Raw genomic sequence first — 14,549 nt, 5'->3', positions numbered from 1 at the left:
CCGCGCGTCAGCCATCGAGGCCGAGCGGATCGGGATGGCGCGGCCAGAGGTCGCCTCTCGCCTTGGCATAGGGCGTCCTCGCCGGATCGGTCGGATAGGAGGTCGGCGCCGCGACATAGACGATCTCGGCGGCGACCGGCGCGAAGCCGGCATGGAAGTGATTGGTGGACTTGACCACCAGGAGGTCCTTGGCGGCGAAGTCGAGACCCATATTGGCGAAGATGTCGGGCTCGTAGGTCTGGGTGCGGCCGGTGATCAGGATCACGTCGATCTCGGTGCCGAGAAGGCGGATCGCGGCGGCGCGGCCGAGCGTCACGCGGCTGTTGCGGAAGCTCTGCCAGCCGGCCTCCGCGAGGCCGAGCACCTTCACCCGCGCGTCGAGCGGCGCCCCGCCCTCCGGCCCGGACTTGCCGCCGAAGCGCAGCGCGAGTTCGGCCCCCTCCCCCGCCGCGTGGCAGAAGGACACCGCCACCGGGTCCCAGATCGTCGCGAGCCCGACGCGGCCCTGGTCGCCGCGCTCGACGATGCGCCGGAGGACATGGGTGCCGTCGCCCGCAACGCCGCCGCCGGGATTGTCCCAGACATCGGCAAGCACCACCGGCCTGCCGGGCCGGGCGGCGCGCAGCGTCCGGGCGCGGTCGAGCCCGGCCTCCGTGTCCAGCATCGGCATCGCCGTGTCGCGGCGCAGCTTGTAGAGCTCGCGCCCCAGCCGCGTCGCCAGCGCTTCGGCCTTCGCCCGGTCGCCATCAGCGACGACGACGAGGCGCGTGCCCATCTCCGGCACGTCGCCGGCCATGAAGCCGTGGATCACCGAGATCGACAGGATGCCGTCCCGCCCTTCCAGCGCCTTCAGCCGGTCGACGAAGCCGCGCATCGGCTCGCGGCTCGTCGGGTAGATCGTGATCATGCGGCAGTCGAAGGTCGAGATGACCGGGCGGATCTCGCCCCGGATCGCGCGCAGCGCCAGATCGACGACATGCTCGCCGCGCTCCTCGAAATCGGTATGGGGAAATTCCAGAAAGGCGGCGAAGAGGTCGAGCTGGGCGACGCGCAGCGGCGTCAGATGCGAATGCGGGTCGAACTCGGCCGCCACCGTCACGTCCGGCCCGACGAGGGCCCGCACGCGCTGGAGGAGGTCGCCTTCGGGATCGTCGTAGCCCTGCGCCACCATCGCGCCATGCAGGCCGAGAACGACGCCGTCGACCGGCAGCGCGGCCTGCAACTCGGCGAGGATCGTGTCGCGCAGCCGCTCATAGGTCTGGCGCTGGATCAGGCCGGCGGGCTCGGCCCAGCAGGACGTGCCCTCGATCACGGTGAAGCCCTCGGCCCGGCCGCGCCGCCGCAGGATCGGCACCGGCGACGAGCAGAGCGTCGGCCGGTCGGGATGCTCGCCCGGCCCGGCATAGAAGGCCGCCTCGAAGGCATGGAGATCGGTCGGCACCGGCGAGAAGGTGTTGGTCTCGGTGGCGAGCGAAGCGGTGAAAATGCGCATGGGCGAAGAGTTCCCGGCCGGGCTTCAGGCGAGCGCCGCCCGCACCCAGTCGAGGCGCGGCCGGGGCACCAGCCCGTAATTATAGACGTTCAGCCCGTCGACGCCCTCGGCCCGCCCCGCCGCGACCTTGGCGACGAAATCGGCCTCGTCGCGCATTTCGGGATGGAACAGGCGGTAGCCGAGGCCGAGGAAGCGGTCCGGCCCGACCAGCCGCCGCCCCTCGCGCGCTAGGCGGGCGACGGCCTCCGGCGCCATGTCGTAGGCGCAGAGGACGAGACCGTCGAGGAGCCGTCCGGCCTCGGCCAGATCGACGCCGCCGAGCCAGGCGTCGCGTCCCTCGACGAGGACGAGCCGCGTCGCCGGATCGGCCGCCGCCCGGATCTCGGCGAGGAGGCTCATGACGGGCGTCCGGCGCCAGGCGAGAAATTCGTGGAGCGCCGGCCAGGGGGCGAAGGCGTCGATGCCGCGCGCGGGAAAGTCCGGCAACTGGGGTTCGGGCACGGCGCGCTCGCAGGCGGCGGCGACGAAGCCCCGCACCATCCGCCGCGCCTCGGCCATGTCGATGCCGGCGGCGCCCGCCTGCGCCGTGCAATGGCGGCAGAAGCAGAGCGAGAGCAGGAAGTCGTCCTCCGGCAGCAGTCCGACGCCGTCCTTCTCGTGATGATAGCCGTGGGCGAAGCCCATGAAGCTCGGGCTTTCCAGTTCCAGCCGGTCGGGCCGGTAGCGCGTGGTGATGTCGCGGACGAGCCCCGTCACGTAGCGTCGCGCCGCCGGGCTCGACGGGCAGAGGCTGTAGGAATTCGCATCGTCGAAGGCGGTGCGCGTCACCTCGCCCGGATGCAGCAGGCCGAGACGAGTGTTGTGGAGGCAGACGGTCCAGGCCGAGACGGCCGGGCCGCCCCTTTCCCGTTCGGCGACGAGCGCCGCCAGCATGTCGCCGCCCTCCTCGACATTGCGGGCGACGAGCGGCGCGATCGACGCCTTATCCCAGAGCGCCGGGTCGGGCCGGTAGTAGACCGTGCCGTCCTCGGGAAAATAGACCTTGCGCTTCGGGCTGCGCGGCTGGAGGAAGCGGCCGGCATGATAGGAGACGGCAAGGCTCACCATATCGGCGCCCGCCCGCTCGCGGATGTCGGCCAGGAACTCCGCCATGCCGACATCCTGGATGTCCCAGCTATAGGTCCAGATCGAATTTTGCATCGCGCCGCCTCTGCCTTCGCCCTTCCTCCTAGAGGCCGATCGGGCGGCGGAGGCAAGGGGCCGAAGCTCCGGCGACCGGGGCGGAAGGCCGCTATTCGCCTTCGGTTCCGGTGCCCGCCCGGCGCGCCGGTCCCTTGCGGGCGGCGCGCTCGGTCTCGAAGAGCCGGCGGAACAGCGGATGCGCCACGAGCTCGGCCCTCGGCCCCGAGGCGATCACCGCCCCCTCGCCGAGGATGACGACGCGATCGGCCAGCGCCACCGTCTCGGCGCGATGGGCGACGACGACGATGGTGCGCGAGGGGCCGAGTTCGGCGATCGCCCGGTTGACGTCGTCGAGCGCCGCGCCGTCCACCGCCGAGGTCGGCTCGTCGAGAAGGACGATCCGGCCCGGCGCCAGGAGCAGCCGCGCCAGGGCGACGCGCTGGCGCTCGCCGCCGGAGAGCTTCGCGCCGCGATCGCCGACGATGGCGGCGAGGCCCTCCGGCAGGCGGGCGAGCAGCGGGTCGAGCCCGGCCTGCGCGGCGGCGGCGGCGATCTCCGCCTCGCCTGCCTCCGGCGCGCCGTAGCGGATATTCTCGGCGAGCGAGGCATGGAACAGGAAGACGTCCTGGCTCATCACCGAGACGGCGCCGCGCAGCGCCGCTTCGTCCCAGGCGCCGAGCGGCAGATCGCCGGCGAGGATCGTGCCCGCCTCCGGCGCGGCGAAACCGGCGAGAAGGTCGAGAAGCGTCGACTTGCCGGCGCCGTTCGGGCCGACCAGCGCCACCACCTCGCCCGGCCGAGCCTCGATCGACACGTCCCGGAGCGCCGGACGGCCGGCGCCGGGATAGGAGAAGGAGACGTTGCTGAGCTCGACGGATAGCGGTCCGTCGCGGGCGCCGCCCCGGCGCGGCGCCAAGGGCGGCAGCGTCGCGAGAAGGTCCGAGATCCGGCGCATCGTGCCTCGGCATTGCTGGAACTGCCGATAATAGCGTCCCGCCAGCGCGAAGGGCTCGGACAGAAGCTCCATATAGGCGACGAAGGCGACGAGCTGGCCAGGCGTCAGCTCGTCGCGCGAGACGAGATAGGCGCCGAGCCAGACGACGATGACGAGGCCGAGGAGATGGATGATCTCCAGAGCCGGTTCCAGGCGGGCGCCGATCCGCCCGGCCTCGATCTCCGCCTGCTGGAGGTCCCGCGCGGCGGCGTCGAGACCGGCGATCTCGCGCTGCTCCCGGCCGAAGGCCTTCACCGTGCGCATGCCGCCGAGAAGCTGCTGCAACCGGCCGCCGAGCCGGGCATGGGCGGCATTGGCCGTCTTTTCCAGCCCGGCGAGCGGGCGCCCGATCGCCTGCGAGCTCAGCGTCGCCGCCAGGAGCACGGCGAGAACCGTGCCGGCGAGCCAGAGATGGGTGACGGCCATGACGGCGAGGACGCCGAGCACCGTCATCGCGGCGAAGGGCACGTCGGCGATCAGATAGATCGCGTGTTTGTCCAGCACCTCAGCGTCGTTCATGATGCGATGGCCGATCTCGCCGCCCTTCGCCTTCTGAAAGAAGGCGAGCGGCTGGGCGATCAGGCGCGCATAGAGGATATGGCGCAGCCGAAAGGTGGCTGCCGCCACGAGCTCCGCCTCGCGCCGCAGATAGAGGCGATGGGTCCAGTAGAGCGTGACGATCACGCCGAGCATGACGGCGCCATATTCGGCGAGCCTCGGCAGGCCGGTCTTCGCCACCGCCGCGTCGACCGTCCGCCCGAGCAGAAGCGGCAGGACGAGCTCGCAGGCCCAGACGGCGAGGAGAAGGAGCGCGAAGCCCGTCATGTCGCGCCAAGCCGGAGCGAAGGCGCGGACGAGAAGCCGGACCGGCGCGTCCTCCGCCCGCTCCGCCGGCATCATGGCAAGCTCAGCGCGCGGCGAAGGTCCTTGCCGAGATGGAACATGCGCTGGTGGCTCGTGCCGTCGTAGAATTCGAGCTTGTCGGCGAGACAGCGCCGGCGCAGCTCGGCGTCGATCGCGGCGGCGCTCGCCTCGGCGGGATCGGCCCCGTCGGTCGCGATCACGAAGCCCCATTCGCTCCAGAAGCTCGGCACGAAGGTGGTGTAGCTGCGCGCATGGCGGAAGACCGGCGCGAGCGCCGCGCGCAGGCGGCGATGGTCCTCGAACTCGTTGGCGCTGCATTCCATGCCCTGGACGACGAGCATGCCCTGCGCCGTGAGCCGGCCGCGCAGCGCGCGATAGAATTCCGTCGTATAGAGCGCTTCCGCCGGGCCGTCCGTGAAGGAATCGACGACATCGACCACGGCGAGATCGAAGGTCTCCTCGCAGCCGGCGACGAAGCCGGCGCCGTCGCCGATCACCAGTTCGAAGCGCGGATCGTCGAAGGCGCCCTGGTGCCAGGTCGGCAGATGCCGGCGGCAGAGCGCCACGACCTCGGGATCGAGATCGACCATGACGACCCGCTCGACGCTCGGATGGCGCAGCGCCTCGCGCGCCGAGGCCCCCTCGCCGCCGCCGATGATCAGCACCCGGCGCGGCGCGGAGAGCGCCACCAACGCCGGCTGCATCAGCGCCTCGTGATAGATATATTCGTCGTCCTCGGTCGATTGCAGCGCGCCGTCGAGAAAAAGCATGCGGCCGTAATCGGCGACATCGACGATCTCGACCTTCTGGTAGGCCGTCTGCTGCGTGACGACCGGCCGGCAACCGCGAAACCAGTGTCCCTCCGCCTCGTCGACATAGTCGACCAGCGCATCGGCATCGGACGAGCGTCCCGTCTCGGTCCTATCCGCCATCATGCCCGCCCCCTCCGCGGCGACGGGCGGTCCGGAATCCTCAGGCGCGTCCAACCCGGCCTCCCCAACCAGTCGGATGACAATCGCGGGCCGTTTGGGCCGACCCGCTTCGCGAGCTTAGCCGATCGCGGCGGGATGTCACGATGCGACCTTGCGGAAGAACGGGAGGAAATCGCGGCCGGCCTTATTGTTTCGCCGGTTCACGGTCGCGGGGCGGCGCGCTCAAGCAGTCGGTAACCGGAAGCCGCTATGTCTTGGACCACCACCGAGGAGACGATCGATGCGCCGCCTGCTGTTTCTACTTGCGATTGTTTCGGCCGGCGCGCTCGCCGCCTGCCAGACGAACGGAAACTCTTCCGACGGCATCACCTATTCGAAGTCGAACGCGAATAAGGCGAAGACCGACGATCCGATCGCGGCGCTGAAGAAATACTGAGCCGGCATCCCGCCCGGCGAAAGCTGACAAGCGGCGCGACGAACCGCGCCGCCGGCGAGGAATGAGACGGTGCGGAACAGGGCCGGCCCCGTTCCGCGATGGCCGTCAGGACGCGCGGGCCGGGCGGGCGCCCTTCGGCTCCGCGCGCTTCGGCATCGGCAGGAGACCCTCGCGCTGCGCCTGCTTGCGGAGCGCCTTGCGCGCGCGGCGAACGGCTTCCTGCTTCTCGCGCACCCGCTTTTCCGACGGCTTCTCATAGGCGCGGCGCGCCCGCATTTCCCGGAAGACGCCCTCGCGCTGGAGCTTGCGCTTCAGAGCCCGCAGCGCCTGCTCCACATTGTTGTCGCGAACGTCCACCTTCATGCCGTCTCCTTCTCGGGCTGACTTATCGATTCGATCGTGGTCGGCGGGCTACTTGCGCGCCGCCTGCTTTCTGGCCGGCCGCGCGGTCTTCGCGGGAACCGGCGGCGCTAGCGCGTCCCGTTCCTCGCGGAGCTTGCGCAGCCTTGCGGTCTTGTCCTCGGTCGCCTTGGCCTCGGCGGCGATCAGGCGCATGGCGGCACCCTTCTCATGGCGGTCCGATTCGACACGGAACACCCCATTCGCCCGCGCCTGCAGCGCGTCGCTGTCTTCTGCCATCGGTTCTGCTTTCGGTCGGCCGGGAATGTGACGGAGTCGCGCAGTGGCACGAGAAACCCGGCAGAGAGGCTGCTATCGATCCTTCATCTAGGGCGGAGTGGCCGTAAGGCACGTCCCGCCGCCCTCGAAGAAGCCGATGATCGCGACGCCCCGCGACAGGCCTCTCGCGCCGGAACCGGCGCGACCTCGTCCCCGATCCCGGCATCCCGAGGCGCCGGTCGCCCTGGCCGGGCGCCGGCGGGAACGCGCGGCTTCAGAGCGCCTGGATGTTGCCGGCGGCCTGCTTGCCGGTCCGGCGATCGGCGATCAGCTCGTAGCTGAGCTTCTGGCCTTCGAAGAGGCTGGTAAGACCGGCCCGCTCGACCGCGCTGATATGCACGAAGGCGTCCGGGCCGCCGTCATCCGGCTGGATGAAGCCGAAGCCCTTCTGCGTGTTGAACCACTTCACGGTTCCCGTCGCCATGGGAGACCTTTCTAGACACGAATATAGAGTGACAGAGCGCAGGAGTTGCGCACTGTTCGGACCGACTGTCGAGGGGAAATTAGATGAACAAGCACCCAATAGGGCGCGAGGCCAAATGATCCGGCCGTCTATCGATGGCCGTAACCTACGCTGATTATCCGACATTACAACCCCACCGGCGCGATTCATGCCGGAGGGGCCTCGGAGCGTCGCCGATCCCGGTCCTTCGTTCGCCGCTCTCGCCCGAAACGACGAGAGCGCCCCGCCTGTCGGCCCAAGGGCCCGATGGTGATCCCGACTGGATTCGAACCAGTGACCCTCAGATTAGGAATCTGATGCTCTATCCTGCTGAGCTACGGGACCGCCGGCCTTCAGAAATAGCGGATGCGGCGGTGCGCGCCAATAGCCAATCCGGGGACGCCTGCTTTCTCAGTCCTTCTCGGCGCTTGCCTGCGCGATGAGGATGGCCCGCCCCTGCCGCAGGGTGACGGTGACTTCCGCGCCGGTCGCCTCGTTCGACTGGGTGAGGATGGACGTGAAGGGCAGCGCGACATCGTTCAGCGGCCAGCGGGCGCCGGCGATCGACAGGCCTTCGAGATCGCCGAACTTCAGGATCGAGAAGGCGGCGCCGGGCACCGTCGCGAGCCGCGTCTCGCCGGGCCGCAGCGGCACCGCGTGCTCGCGTCCGTCGAAGAGCGCCACCCGATGCCCGGCCTCGGCATAGCGCAGCGCCAGCACGAGATGGGCGAAGGCATGGTCGGTGCGCGGCCCGCCGAGCGCCCCGACGAGCAGGAGGTCGGTGGCGCCGCGCCGGAGCGCCTCCTCGATGGCGATCTCGCCATCCGTCATGTCCTTGTCGCGCGGGAAGGCGGCGCGGGGCACGGCGGGATGGCGCGCCGCGAGCTCGGCCGAGGCCGAATCGAAATCGCCGACCCAGAGTTCCGGTTCGAGGCCGAGCGGCTCCGCATGCGTCATGCCCCGGTCGGCGGCGAGGACCCGGCAGCGGGCGACGGCCCGGCGCAGGGCTTCGGTCGGGGCGATGGGGCCGGCGAGGAGAATGACGAAACGGCTCATGCGCGGCGCCATAGCGCCGAAACACGCAAAGCGAAAGCCGGGCGCTTGCGCCGGCGCCGCCGCTCGCCTAACCTTCGCTCCGCTCACACGGGGTGCCCATTCGGGCTGAGAGGCGGCTTCCGCCAACCCGCTGAACCTGATCCGGTTCGCACCGGCGGAGGGATGGCGAGCATCCGCGGCTGGATTTCTAGAGCGGCGGCATCCCTTCGTCGGCGGCGTGCCGCCCCTCGCGAAAGGTGCCCGTCTTGCGTCGCTCGGCTCTCGCCCTCCTTCTCGGCCTCGCCGCCGTCTTCACCGCCGCCGCCCCGGCGGGCGCGGCGGACAAGCCCGTCCTCACCGTCTATACCTATGACAGCTTCCTGCCCGACTGGGGTCCGGGGCCGAAGCTCGAAGTCGCCTTCGAGAAGACCTGCGGCTGCGACCTGAAATGGGTCGGGCTCGGCGACGGCGTCGCCATCCTCAACCGGCTGAAGCTCGAAGGCGGCACGACCAAGGCCGATGTCGCGCTCGGCATGACGGCCGAGATGGTGCCGGAAATGAAGGCGACCGGCTTCTTCGCCCCGAGCGGCGCCGATCTCGCCCGGCTCGACGTGCCCGGCGGCTGGGCGGACGAGACCTTCGTGCCCTTCGACTACAGCTATCTCGCCTTCGTCTACGACACCGAGAAGATGAAGACGCCGCCGAAGAGCCTCGACGATCTCGTCGACGGCGATCCGGCCGAGAAGATCGTCATCGAGGACCCGCGCAACTCGACGCCCGGCCTCGGCTTTCTCCTCTGGATGAAGGCGGTCTATGGCGAGGCGGCCGCCGAGAAATGGCAAAAGCTCAGCGCCCGCATCCTCACCGTCACGCCCGGCTGGAGCGAGGCCTACAATCTCTTCACCACCGGCGAGGCGCCGATGGTCCTCAGCTACACGACCTCGCCCGCCTATCACATGATCGAGGAGAAGACGGAGCGCTATCAGGCGGCCGGCTTCGCCGAAGGGCAGTATCTCCAGGTCGAGCTGGCGGCGCGCCTCGCCGCCTCCAGGCAGCCGGATCTCGCCAAGGCCTTTCTCGCCTTTCTCGTCTCGCCGGAAGCGCAGGCCATCCTGCCGACGACCAACTGGGCCTATCCGGTGACGAAGCCGGCGACGCCGCTGCCCGCCGCCTTCGACAAGCTGGTCCAGCCGACGAAGCCCCTCGTCGTGCCGGCCGAGGCGGTGGCGGCCAACCGCAAGGCCTGGACGGACGAATGGCTGAAGGCGCTCGGCCGCTGACGCCCCGTCCCTTTCCCGATCCGGATCGCGCCTGGAAGCTCGGCGGCGGCCTCGCCGCCGCGCTCGCCGTCTGGCTGTTTCTCGGCCTGCCCTTCGCCGCGCTCCTCACGCAGGCGGCGGAGGGCGACCCGACCCTCCTCGCGACCGATGCCTATCTGCGGGGCGTCGTCCTGTTCACGCTCGAACAGGCGGCTCTGTCCGCCCTTCTCTCGGTCGCCGGCGCCGTGCCGCTGGCGCTCGCGCTCCACCGCACGCGCTTTCCCGGCCGCGGACTGGTGCTGCGCCTCTTTCTCCTGCCGCAGGCGCTGCCCGTCCTGGTCGGCGCGCTCGGCATCCTGGCGCTCTGGGGCCGGGCCGGCCTCGTTTCGGAAGGGCTGGCGGCGCTCGGCCTGCCGCGCCTCGACATCTACGGCCTGCCGGGCATCCTCCTCGCCCATGTCTTCTTCAACCTGCCGCTGGCGACGCGGCTGCTCTATGCGCGGCTCGACGCCGTGCCGGCGGAAAGCTGGCGGCTCGCCGGGCAACTGGCGCTGCCGGCGGCGACCACCTTCCGGCTGATCGAGATGCCGGCGCTGCGCGAGGGCCTCGCCGGCGCGGCGAGCCTCACCTTCATGATCTGCGTCACCAGCTTCACGCTCGTCCTCGTCCTCGGCGGGGGTCCCGGCGCGACGACGCTGGAGGTCGAGATCTATCAGGCGCTGCGCACCGATTTCGATCCGGGCCGCGCGGTGATCCTGGCGCTCGCGCAGATCGTGCTGACGGGCCTCTTCCTCCTCGTCGCGACGCGGCTCGGGCCGCGCCTCGACGCCGCCTTCACGCTCGGCCGGCCGGCCCGGCGTTTCGACCGGCGCGGCCGGGCCTTGCGCCTTCTCGACGCGGCGGCGATCGCGCTCGGCCTCGCCTTCGTGCTGTCGCCCTTCGTCGTGGTAGTCCTGCGGGGCCTCGGCGCCGACCTCCTCCGCCTTCTCGGCGAAGCGGCGGTGCGCGACGCGCTTCTCACCAGCGCGGCCATCGGCTTCGCCGCCTCCTGCCTCGCCCTCGTCTTCACCCTTTCGCTCCTCTTCGCGCGCGAGGCCTGGCGCGGCAGCGGACGGGTCGGGGGCACCGCCATCGACCTCTCCGCCAGCCTCGTCCTCGTCGTGCCGCCGATCGTCACCGGCGCCGGCTGGTTCCTGCTCCTGCGCCGCTGGACCGACGCCTTCGCGCTCGCCCCCATCCTGGTGGTGACGACGAACGCGGTGATGGCGATGCCATTTCTCCTTCGCCTTCTCGGGCCGCCGCTCACCGAGGCACTGGCGCGCCACCGCCGGCTGGCGGACCATCTCGGGCTCCGCGGCTGGTCGCGGCTGCGCCACGTGGAAGGACCTGCGCTCGCCGGCCCCCTGGCGCTCGGCTTCGCGCTCGCTCTGTCGCTGTCGCTCGGCGATCTCGGCGTCGTCGCCCTGTTCGGCAACGAGAATTTCGTCACCCTTCCCTATCTCCTCTACCAGCGCATGGGCAGCTACCGGACGATGGACGCGAGCGGCCTCGCGCTCATCCTCGGCACCGCGAGCCTCGTTCTCGTGGCGCTGGCGGAGGGCTTCGCCCTCAGCCGGACGAGGAACCGCCGATGACCGTGCCCGCCCTCGTCCTCGACGGCCTCGCCTATCGCTACGAAGGCCAGGAGATGCGCTTCGATCTGACGGTGGAGGCGGGCGAATGGCTGGCGGTGATCGGCCCGAGCGGGGCCGGCAAGTCGACCCTTCTCGATCTCGCCGCCGGCTTCCTGCGCCCGCAAGGCGGCCGCGTCCTCATCGCGGGGCGCGACGTCACCACCCTGCCGCCGGCCGAGCGGCCGCTCGGCTTCGTCTTCCAGGAGAACAATCTCTTCGCCCATCTCGACACGTTTCGGAACGTGGCGCTCGGCATCGCGCCGGATCTGCGCCTCGACGCCGCCGCGCGGGCGCGGGTGGAGGCGGCGCTCGACGCCGTCGGCCTCGCCGGCTTCGGAACGCGCCGGCCGGGCGAGATGTCGGGCGGCGAGCGCCAGCGCGTGGCGCTGGCCCGCGCCTTTCTGCGCGAGCGCCCGCTTCTCCTTCTCGACGAGCCCTTCGCCGCCCTCGGCCCGGCCCTGCGGCGCGAGATGCTCGACCTCCTCGAACGGCTGCGCGCCGCGCGCGGTCGATCCAGTCTGGCGATCGTGATGGTGACGCATCACCCGGAAGACGCGCGCGGCCATGCGGGCCGCACCGCCTTCGTCGCGGACGGGCGCATCGCCGCCCTCGGCGACACGGCCGACATTCTCGCCGCGCGCTCCGAGGCGGTCGCCGCCTATCTGGGGCTCTAGATTTTTGCGATGCGGTAGAGGGAACGTATTTCAGTCCGAATTCGCTCCTACCGCCGAGGGGTTCGGTGGTATCGCCTGAACAATTCGCTCGGAGACGAGATTTGAGGAGCCTTGTGTCTCTCAAGTCATTCCGTTCGGATGGGCGGGCACGCTACGAGAATCGATCGTGAACGGCGAGTCGTCGGAGACGGCGGCGAACCGGGGAAGAGCAAGGGACGAGACGCTGCGCATGCTGGCGACGCCATCATTGCCGATTTTTCCGATCGCCGGGCCGCGCCGCCGCGCGGGCGGAATCGCGCGTCTCGCCGCCGCCCTGTTTCTCGTCTCGACGGTCAGTGCCTGCACCTCGATCGGCAACAGCCTGCAGGAGGCCGCCGACAGCGAATCGGCCAAGCTCCAGAGCGGCTACATGCCGGGGCCGGCGCGCGATCCCGTCACCTTCGAGGGCGTGCAGAAGGGCGACCCGCAATCGCCCATCGGCCAGTCGCAGCATCCGAAGATCCTCGCGGCCTATGGCGGCGCCTATAACGATCCGAAGCTCGAGCAGACGCTGGCCACCATCGTCGGCCGCCTCGCGGCGGTGACGGACGACGCGACGCGCGCCTATCGCATCACGGTGCTGAACTCGCCGAACGTCAACGCCTTCGCCCTGCCGGGCGGCTATCTCTACGTGACGCGCGGCCTGCTCGCCCTCGCCAACGATTCGGCCGAGGTCGCGGCGGTGATCGCCCATGAGATGGGCCACGTCACCGCCAATCACGGCATCGAGCGCCAGCGGCGCGAGCAGGCGGTGGAGCTTGCCGGCCGCGTCGTCAACGAGGTGCTGGCCAGCGACGCGGACGGGCGCGCCGCGCTCGCCCGCAACCGGCTGAGCCTCGCCAGCTTCTCGCGCAACCAGGAACTCCAGGCCGACGCGCTCGGCATCCGCCAGATCGGCCGCGCCGGCTACGACGCCTTCGCGGCGGCGCGCTTCCTGAAGGCGATGGACGCCTATTCGCATTTTCGCAACGCCTTCCAGGCCGAGAATCCCAATCTCGATTTCCTGGCCTCGCATCCCGGCACGCCGCAGCGCATGGAACTCGCCGAGAACCATGCCCGCCAGTTCGGCGCGCCCGGCACCGGCCTCACCGACCGCGACCGCTATCTCGCCGGCATCGACGGCATGCTCTTCGGCGACTCGGCCGTGGAAGGCTATGTGCGCGGCCACGACTTCTATCATCCGGGCCTCGGCATCACCTTCCGCGTGCCGGAGGGCTTCGTCATCGACAACACCGCCGAGGCGGTGCTGGCGACCGGGCCGGACGACACCGCGATCCGCTTCGACGGCGTGGCGCTGCCCGAGACGACGCCGCTGAAGGACTACATCATGAGCGGCTGGATCGGCGGTCTCGACCCGTCGAGCATCCGGCCGGAGCGCATCGGCAATCTGGAAGCGGTCTCGGCCCGCGCCACCGGCGGCGAATATGTCTTCGACGTCACGGTGATCCGCATCGGCGGACAGGTCTATCGCTTCCTGACGGCGATGCCGAGCGCCTCCGGCGAGGCGATCCAGCGCACGGCCGAGGGCGTCGCCAATTCCTTCCGGATGCTGACGCCGGAAGAGAAGAACTCGCTGAAGCCGCTGCGCATCCGCATCGTCGCGGCCAAACCCGGCGACAGCGTGAGCTCGCTCGCCCGGAAGATCGTCGGCGTCGACCGGAAGGACGAAATGTTCCGCCTCCTCAACGAGATCGAGCCGAATGGCGAGGTCCAGGCCGGCACGCGCTACAAGATCATCGCCGAATAGGGGACCGTCCCTTTTCGATACGGCCCGGCATATGCGGTCTCCCGCTTCGGTCCGTTTGCGCCCGTGGCGCGAAGGAAGACGGGAACGAGCACCCAATAAGAAAACATGCTTCACCGGCCCTCGGCGGACGGTGCGGTCGCGGCCTGGAAAGCATTCGAGCGGACGGTGAGGCTTTCGGCGATGAAGTCCACGAAAGCCCGAACTTTGGGCGAGAGCTGGCGGTTCGACGGCCAGACCAGCGAGAGCGAGCCGAACGGTCGCATGAACGACGTCAGCACCGGGATCAGCATGCCAGCTTCGATCTGATCGGCTGCGACATAGACGGGTAGATGGGCGAGCCCCATTCCACCGAGCGCTGCCCGCATGCCGGCGTCGGTGTTGTTGAAGACGAAGCTTCTCGGCAGGATCAGACGCTCATGTGGCGGCTGGAACGCCCATGAGGCGATACGGCCGCTGGACGGGTATTTGAAGTGAATGCATGCATGCTGAGCCAAGTCGGACGGCGTGACGGGCCGCCCGCGATCCCGCAGGTAGTCCGGATGACCACAAACGACGAAATGCTGATCGCCAAGTAAACGGCCGATCAATCCGGTATCCGCGAGTTCGCCGCTGCGGATCGCGACATCCAATCCCTCCGCCACGAGATCGACGACGCGGTCCTCGAAATCGACATCCAGTTCGACCTCGGGAAAGCGCCGCGCGAAACGAGGCAAGATCGGCATGAGAAGATGATGGCCGACGATGTGCGGCACACTGATCCGCAGACGTCCGGAAGGACGCTGGCGACTTTGAAGCATGACGGCTTCCGCCTCCCGCAGATCCTCCACGATTCGCTTGCAACGCACATAGAAGCTCGCCCCCTCCTCCGTCAGGCCGATGCTGCGGGTGGTGCGATGGAGCAACCTCACGCCCAGACGAGTTTCGAGACGGGAAACCGCCTTGGCGATTGCGGAAGGGGACACTCCGACCACTCGCGCCGCCGCGACGTAGCTGCACTGCTCGGCAGCATGCACGAAGGCGATGATTCCCGTCAGTCCGTCCATCCGTCCGCTCGATTGCCGACATTTCGTCTTTTATATTCCGCCTCTAGGCCTTCTTTACA

At 69.7% G+C, this 14,549-nt stretch carries 14 protein-coding genes, 1 tRNA gene and 1 riboswitch; of the genes, 5 read left to right on the top strand and 10 right to left on the bottom strand.

Going from position 1 to position 14,549, the window contains the following annotated elements; translation table 11 throughout:
* Positions 1–7 precede the first annotated feature (7 nt).
* The 4 genes from IEY14_RS22730 to IEY14_RS22715 all read right to left on the bottom strand — a co-directional run bounded on the left by IEY14_RS22730 (position 8) and on the right by IEY14_RS22715 (position 5,467).
* Entirely contained in the window at positions 8–1,492 is a 1,485-nt protein-coding gene (locus tag IEY14_RS22730) for a M81 family metallopeptidase (protein ID WP_188912624.1), read from the bottom strand.
* Between the two features lie 24 nt (positions 1,493–1,516).
* Positions 1,517–2,692, bottom strand: coding sequence for a hypothetical protein (locus IEY14_RS22725; RefSeq protein WP_188912622.1), 1,176 nt, complete (start codon positions 2,690–2,692; stop codon positions 1,517–1,519).
* Between the two features lie 91 nt (positions 2,693–2,783).
* A complete protein-coding gene (locus tag IEY14_RS22720) occupies positions 2,784–4,568 on the bottom strand; it encodes an ABC transporter ATP-binding protein (RefSeq protein WP_188912620.1) in 1,785 nt (594 codons plus the stop codon).
* Positions 4,565–5,467 (bottom strand): spermine/spermidine synthase domain-containing protein, encoded by a 903-nt coding sequence (locus IEY14_RS22715; protein WP_188912618.1) that lies wholly within the window; start codon positions 5,465–5,467, stop codon positions 4,565–4,567. Before IEY14_RS22715 ends, IEY14_RS22720 begins: the two co-directional genes overlap by 4 nt.
* Positions 5,468–5,744: 277 nt before the next feature.
* Between IEY14_RS22715 and IEY14_RS22710 the strand changes: the two genes are divergently transcribed.
* Positions 5,745–5,900, top strand: a complete 156-nt coding sequence (locus IEY14_RS22710; RefSeq protein WP_188912616.1) for a hypothetical protein — start codon at positions 5,745–5,747, stop codon at positions 5,898–5,900.
* A 105-nt stretch (positions 5,901–6,005) separates the two neighbouring features.
* Here IEY14_RS22710 and rpsU read toward each other — a convergent pair whose 3' ends face one another.
* The 5 genes from rpsU to IEY14_RS22685 all read right to left on the bottom strand — a co-directional run bounded on the left by rpsU (position 6,006) and on the right by IEY14_RS22685 (position 8,076).
* Positions 6,006–6,263 (bottom strand): 30S ribosomal protein S21, encoded by a 258-nt coding sequence (gene rpsU / locus IEY14_RS22705; protein WP_188912614.1) that lies wholly within the window; start codon positions 6,261–6,263, stop codon positions 6,006–6,008.
* Between the two features lie 48 nt (positions 6,264–6,311).
* Positions 6,312–6,539 carry a hypothetical protein gene (locus IEY14_RS22700; protein ID WP_188912612.1) on the bottom strand — a complete coding sequence of 76 codons (228 nt, stop codon included), beginning with the start codon at positions 6,537–6,539 and terminating at the stop codon, positions 6,312–6,314.
* A gap of 253 nt (positions 6,540–6,792) precedes the next feature.
* Positions 6,793–7,002: a cold-shock protein gene (locus tag IEY14_RS22695; RefSeq protein WP_188912611.1), complete on the bottom strand. Its 210-nt coding sequence runs from the start codon at positions 7,000–7,002 to the stop codon at positions 6,793–6,795.
* A gap of 286 nt (positions 7,003–7,288) precedes the next feature.
* Positions 7,289–7,365, bottom strand: a tRNA-Arg gene (locus IEY14_RS22690).
* 66 nt (positions 7,366–7,431) lie between these two features.
* Entirely contained in the window at positions 7,432–8,076 is a 645-nt protein-coding gene (locus tag IEY14_RS22685) for a thiamine diphosphokinase (RefSeq protein WP_188912609.1), read from the bottom strand.
* A gap of 78 nt (positions 8,077–8,154) precedes the next feature.
* Positions 8,155–8,257, top strand: a riboswitch (TPP riboswitch).
* Positions 8,258–8,321: 64 nt separating this feature from the next.
* Here IEY14_RS22685 and thiB point away from each other — a divergent pair.
* The 4 genes from thiB (at position 8,322) to IEY14_RS22665 (ending at position 13,447) form a co-directional block, all read left to right on the top strand.
* Positions 8,322–9,335, top strand: coding sequence for a thiamine ABC transporter substrate binding subunit (gene thiB, locus IEY14_RS22680; protein WP_188912607.1), 1,014 nt, complete (start codon positions 8,322–8,324; stop codon positions 9,333–9,335).
* A complete protein-coding gene (locus tag IEY14_RS22675) occupies positions 9,311–10,948 on the top strand; it encodes a thiamine/thiamine pyrophosphate ABC transporter permease ThiP (RefSeq protein WP_188912605.1) in 1,638 nt (545 codons plus the stop codon). The genes thiB and IEY14_RS22675 overlap by 25 nt, the downstream gene beginning before the upstream one ends.
* A complete protein-coding gene (gene thiQ, locus IEY14_RS22670) occupies positions 10,945–11,661 on the top strand; it encodes a thiamine ABC transporter ATP-binding protein (protein WP_188912603.1) in 717 nt (238 codons plus the stop codon). Before IEY14_RS22675 ends, thiQ begins: the two co-directional genes overlap by 4 nt.
* A gap of 247 nt (positions 11,662–11,908) precedes the next feature.
* Entirely contained in the window at positions 11,909–13,447 is a 1,539-nt protein-coding gene (locus tag IEY14_RS22665) for a M48 family metalloprotease (RefSeq protein ID WP_373289038.1), read from the top strand.
* A 110-nt stretch (positions 13,448–13,557) separates the two neighbouring features.
* Here IEY14_RS22665 and IEY14_RS22660 read toward each other — a convergent pair whose 3' ends face one another.
* Complete coding sequence (locus tag IEY14_RS22660) at positions 13,558–14,490, bottom strand: LysR substrate-binding domain-containing protein (RefSeq protein WP_188912601.1); 933 nt, start codon at positions 14,488–14,490, stop codon at positions 13,558–13,560.
* Between the last annotated feature and the right edge of the window lie 59 nt (positions 14,491–14,549).

The sequence above is a fragment of the Aureimonas endophytica genome, assembly GCF_014642635.1.
Classification (GTDB): domain Bacteria; phylum Pseudomonadota; class Alphaproteobacteria; order Rhizobiales; family Rhizobiaceae; genus Plantimonas; species Plantimonas endophytica.
The sequence above is the reverse complement of the archived record's forward strand: the minus strand, read 5'-3'. Positions and strand labels throughout refer to the sequence as shown.

Excerpts from the sequence above, each read along its gene's own strand:
- IEY14_RS22695 (WP_188912611.1), bottom strand. The coding sequence starts at position 7,002 with ATGGCGACGGGAACCGTGAAGTGGTTCAACACGCAGAAGGGCTTCGGC.
- IEY14_RS22715 (WP_188912618.1), bottom strand. The coding sequence starts at position 5,467 with ATGATGGCGGATAGGACCGAGACGGGACGCTCGTCCGATGCCGATGCG.
- IEY14_RS22700 (WP_188912612.1), bottom strand. The coding sequence starts at position 6,539 with ATGGCAGAAGACAGCGACGCGCTGCAGGCGCGGGCGAATGGGGTGTTC.
- IEY14_RS22720 (WP_188912620.1), bottom strand. The coding sequence starts at position 4,568 with ATGATGCCGGCGGAGCGGGCGGAGGACGCGCCGGTCCGGCTTCTCGTC.
- IEY14_RS22710 (WP_188912616.1), top strand. The coding sequence starts at position 5,745 with ATGCGCCGCCTGCTGTTTCTACTTGCGATTGTTTCGGCCGGCGCGCTC.
- rpsU (WP_188912614.1), bottom strand. The coding sequence starts at position 6,263 with ATGAAGGTGGACGTTCGCGACAACAATGTGGAGCAGGCGCTGCGGGCT.
- IEY14_RS22725 (WP_188912622.1), bottom strand. The coding sequence starts at position 2,692 with ATGCAAAATTCGATCTGGACCTATAGCTGGGACATCCAGGATGTCGGC.
- thiQ (WP_188912603.1), top strand. The coding sequence starts at position 10,945 with ATGACCGTGCCCGCCCTCGTCCTCGACGGCCTCGCCTATCGCTACGAA.
- IEY14_RS22685 (WP_188912609.1), bottom strand. The coding sequence starts at position 8,076 with ATGAGCCGTTTCGTCATTCTCCTCGCCGGCCCCATCGCCCCGACCGAA.
- IEY14_RS22730 (WP_188912624.1), bottom strand. The coding sequence starts at position 1,492 with ATGCGCATTTTCACCGCTTCGCTCGCCACCGAGACCAACACCTTCTCG.
- IEY14_RS22675 (WP_188912605.1), top strand. The coding sequence starts at position 9,311 with ATGGCTGAAGGCGCTCGGCCGCTGACGCCCCGTCCCTTTCCCGATCCG.
- IEY14_RS22660 (WP_188912601.1), bottom strand. The coding sequence starts at position 14,490 with ATGGACGGACTGACGGGAATCATCGCCTTCGTGCATGCTGCCGAGCAG.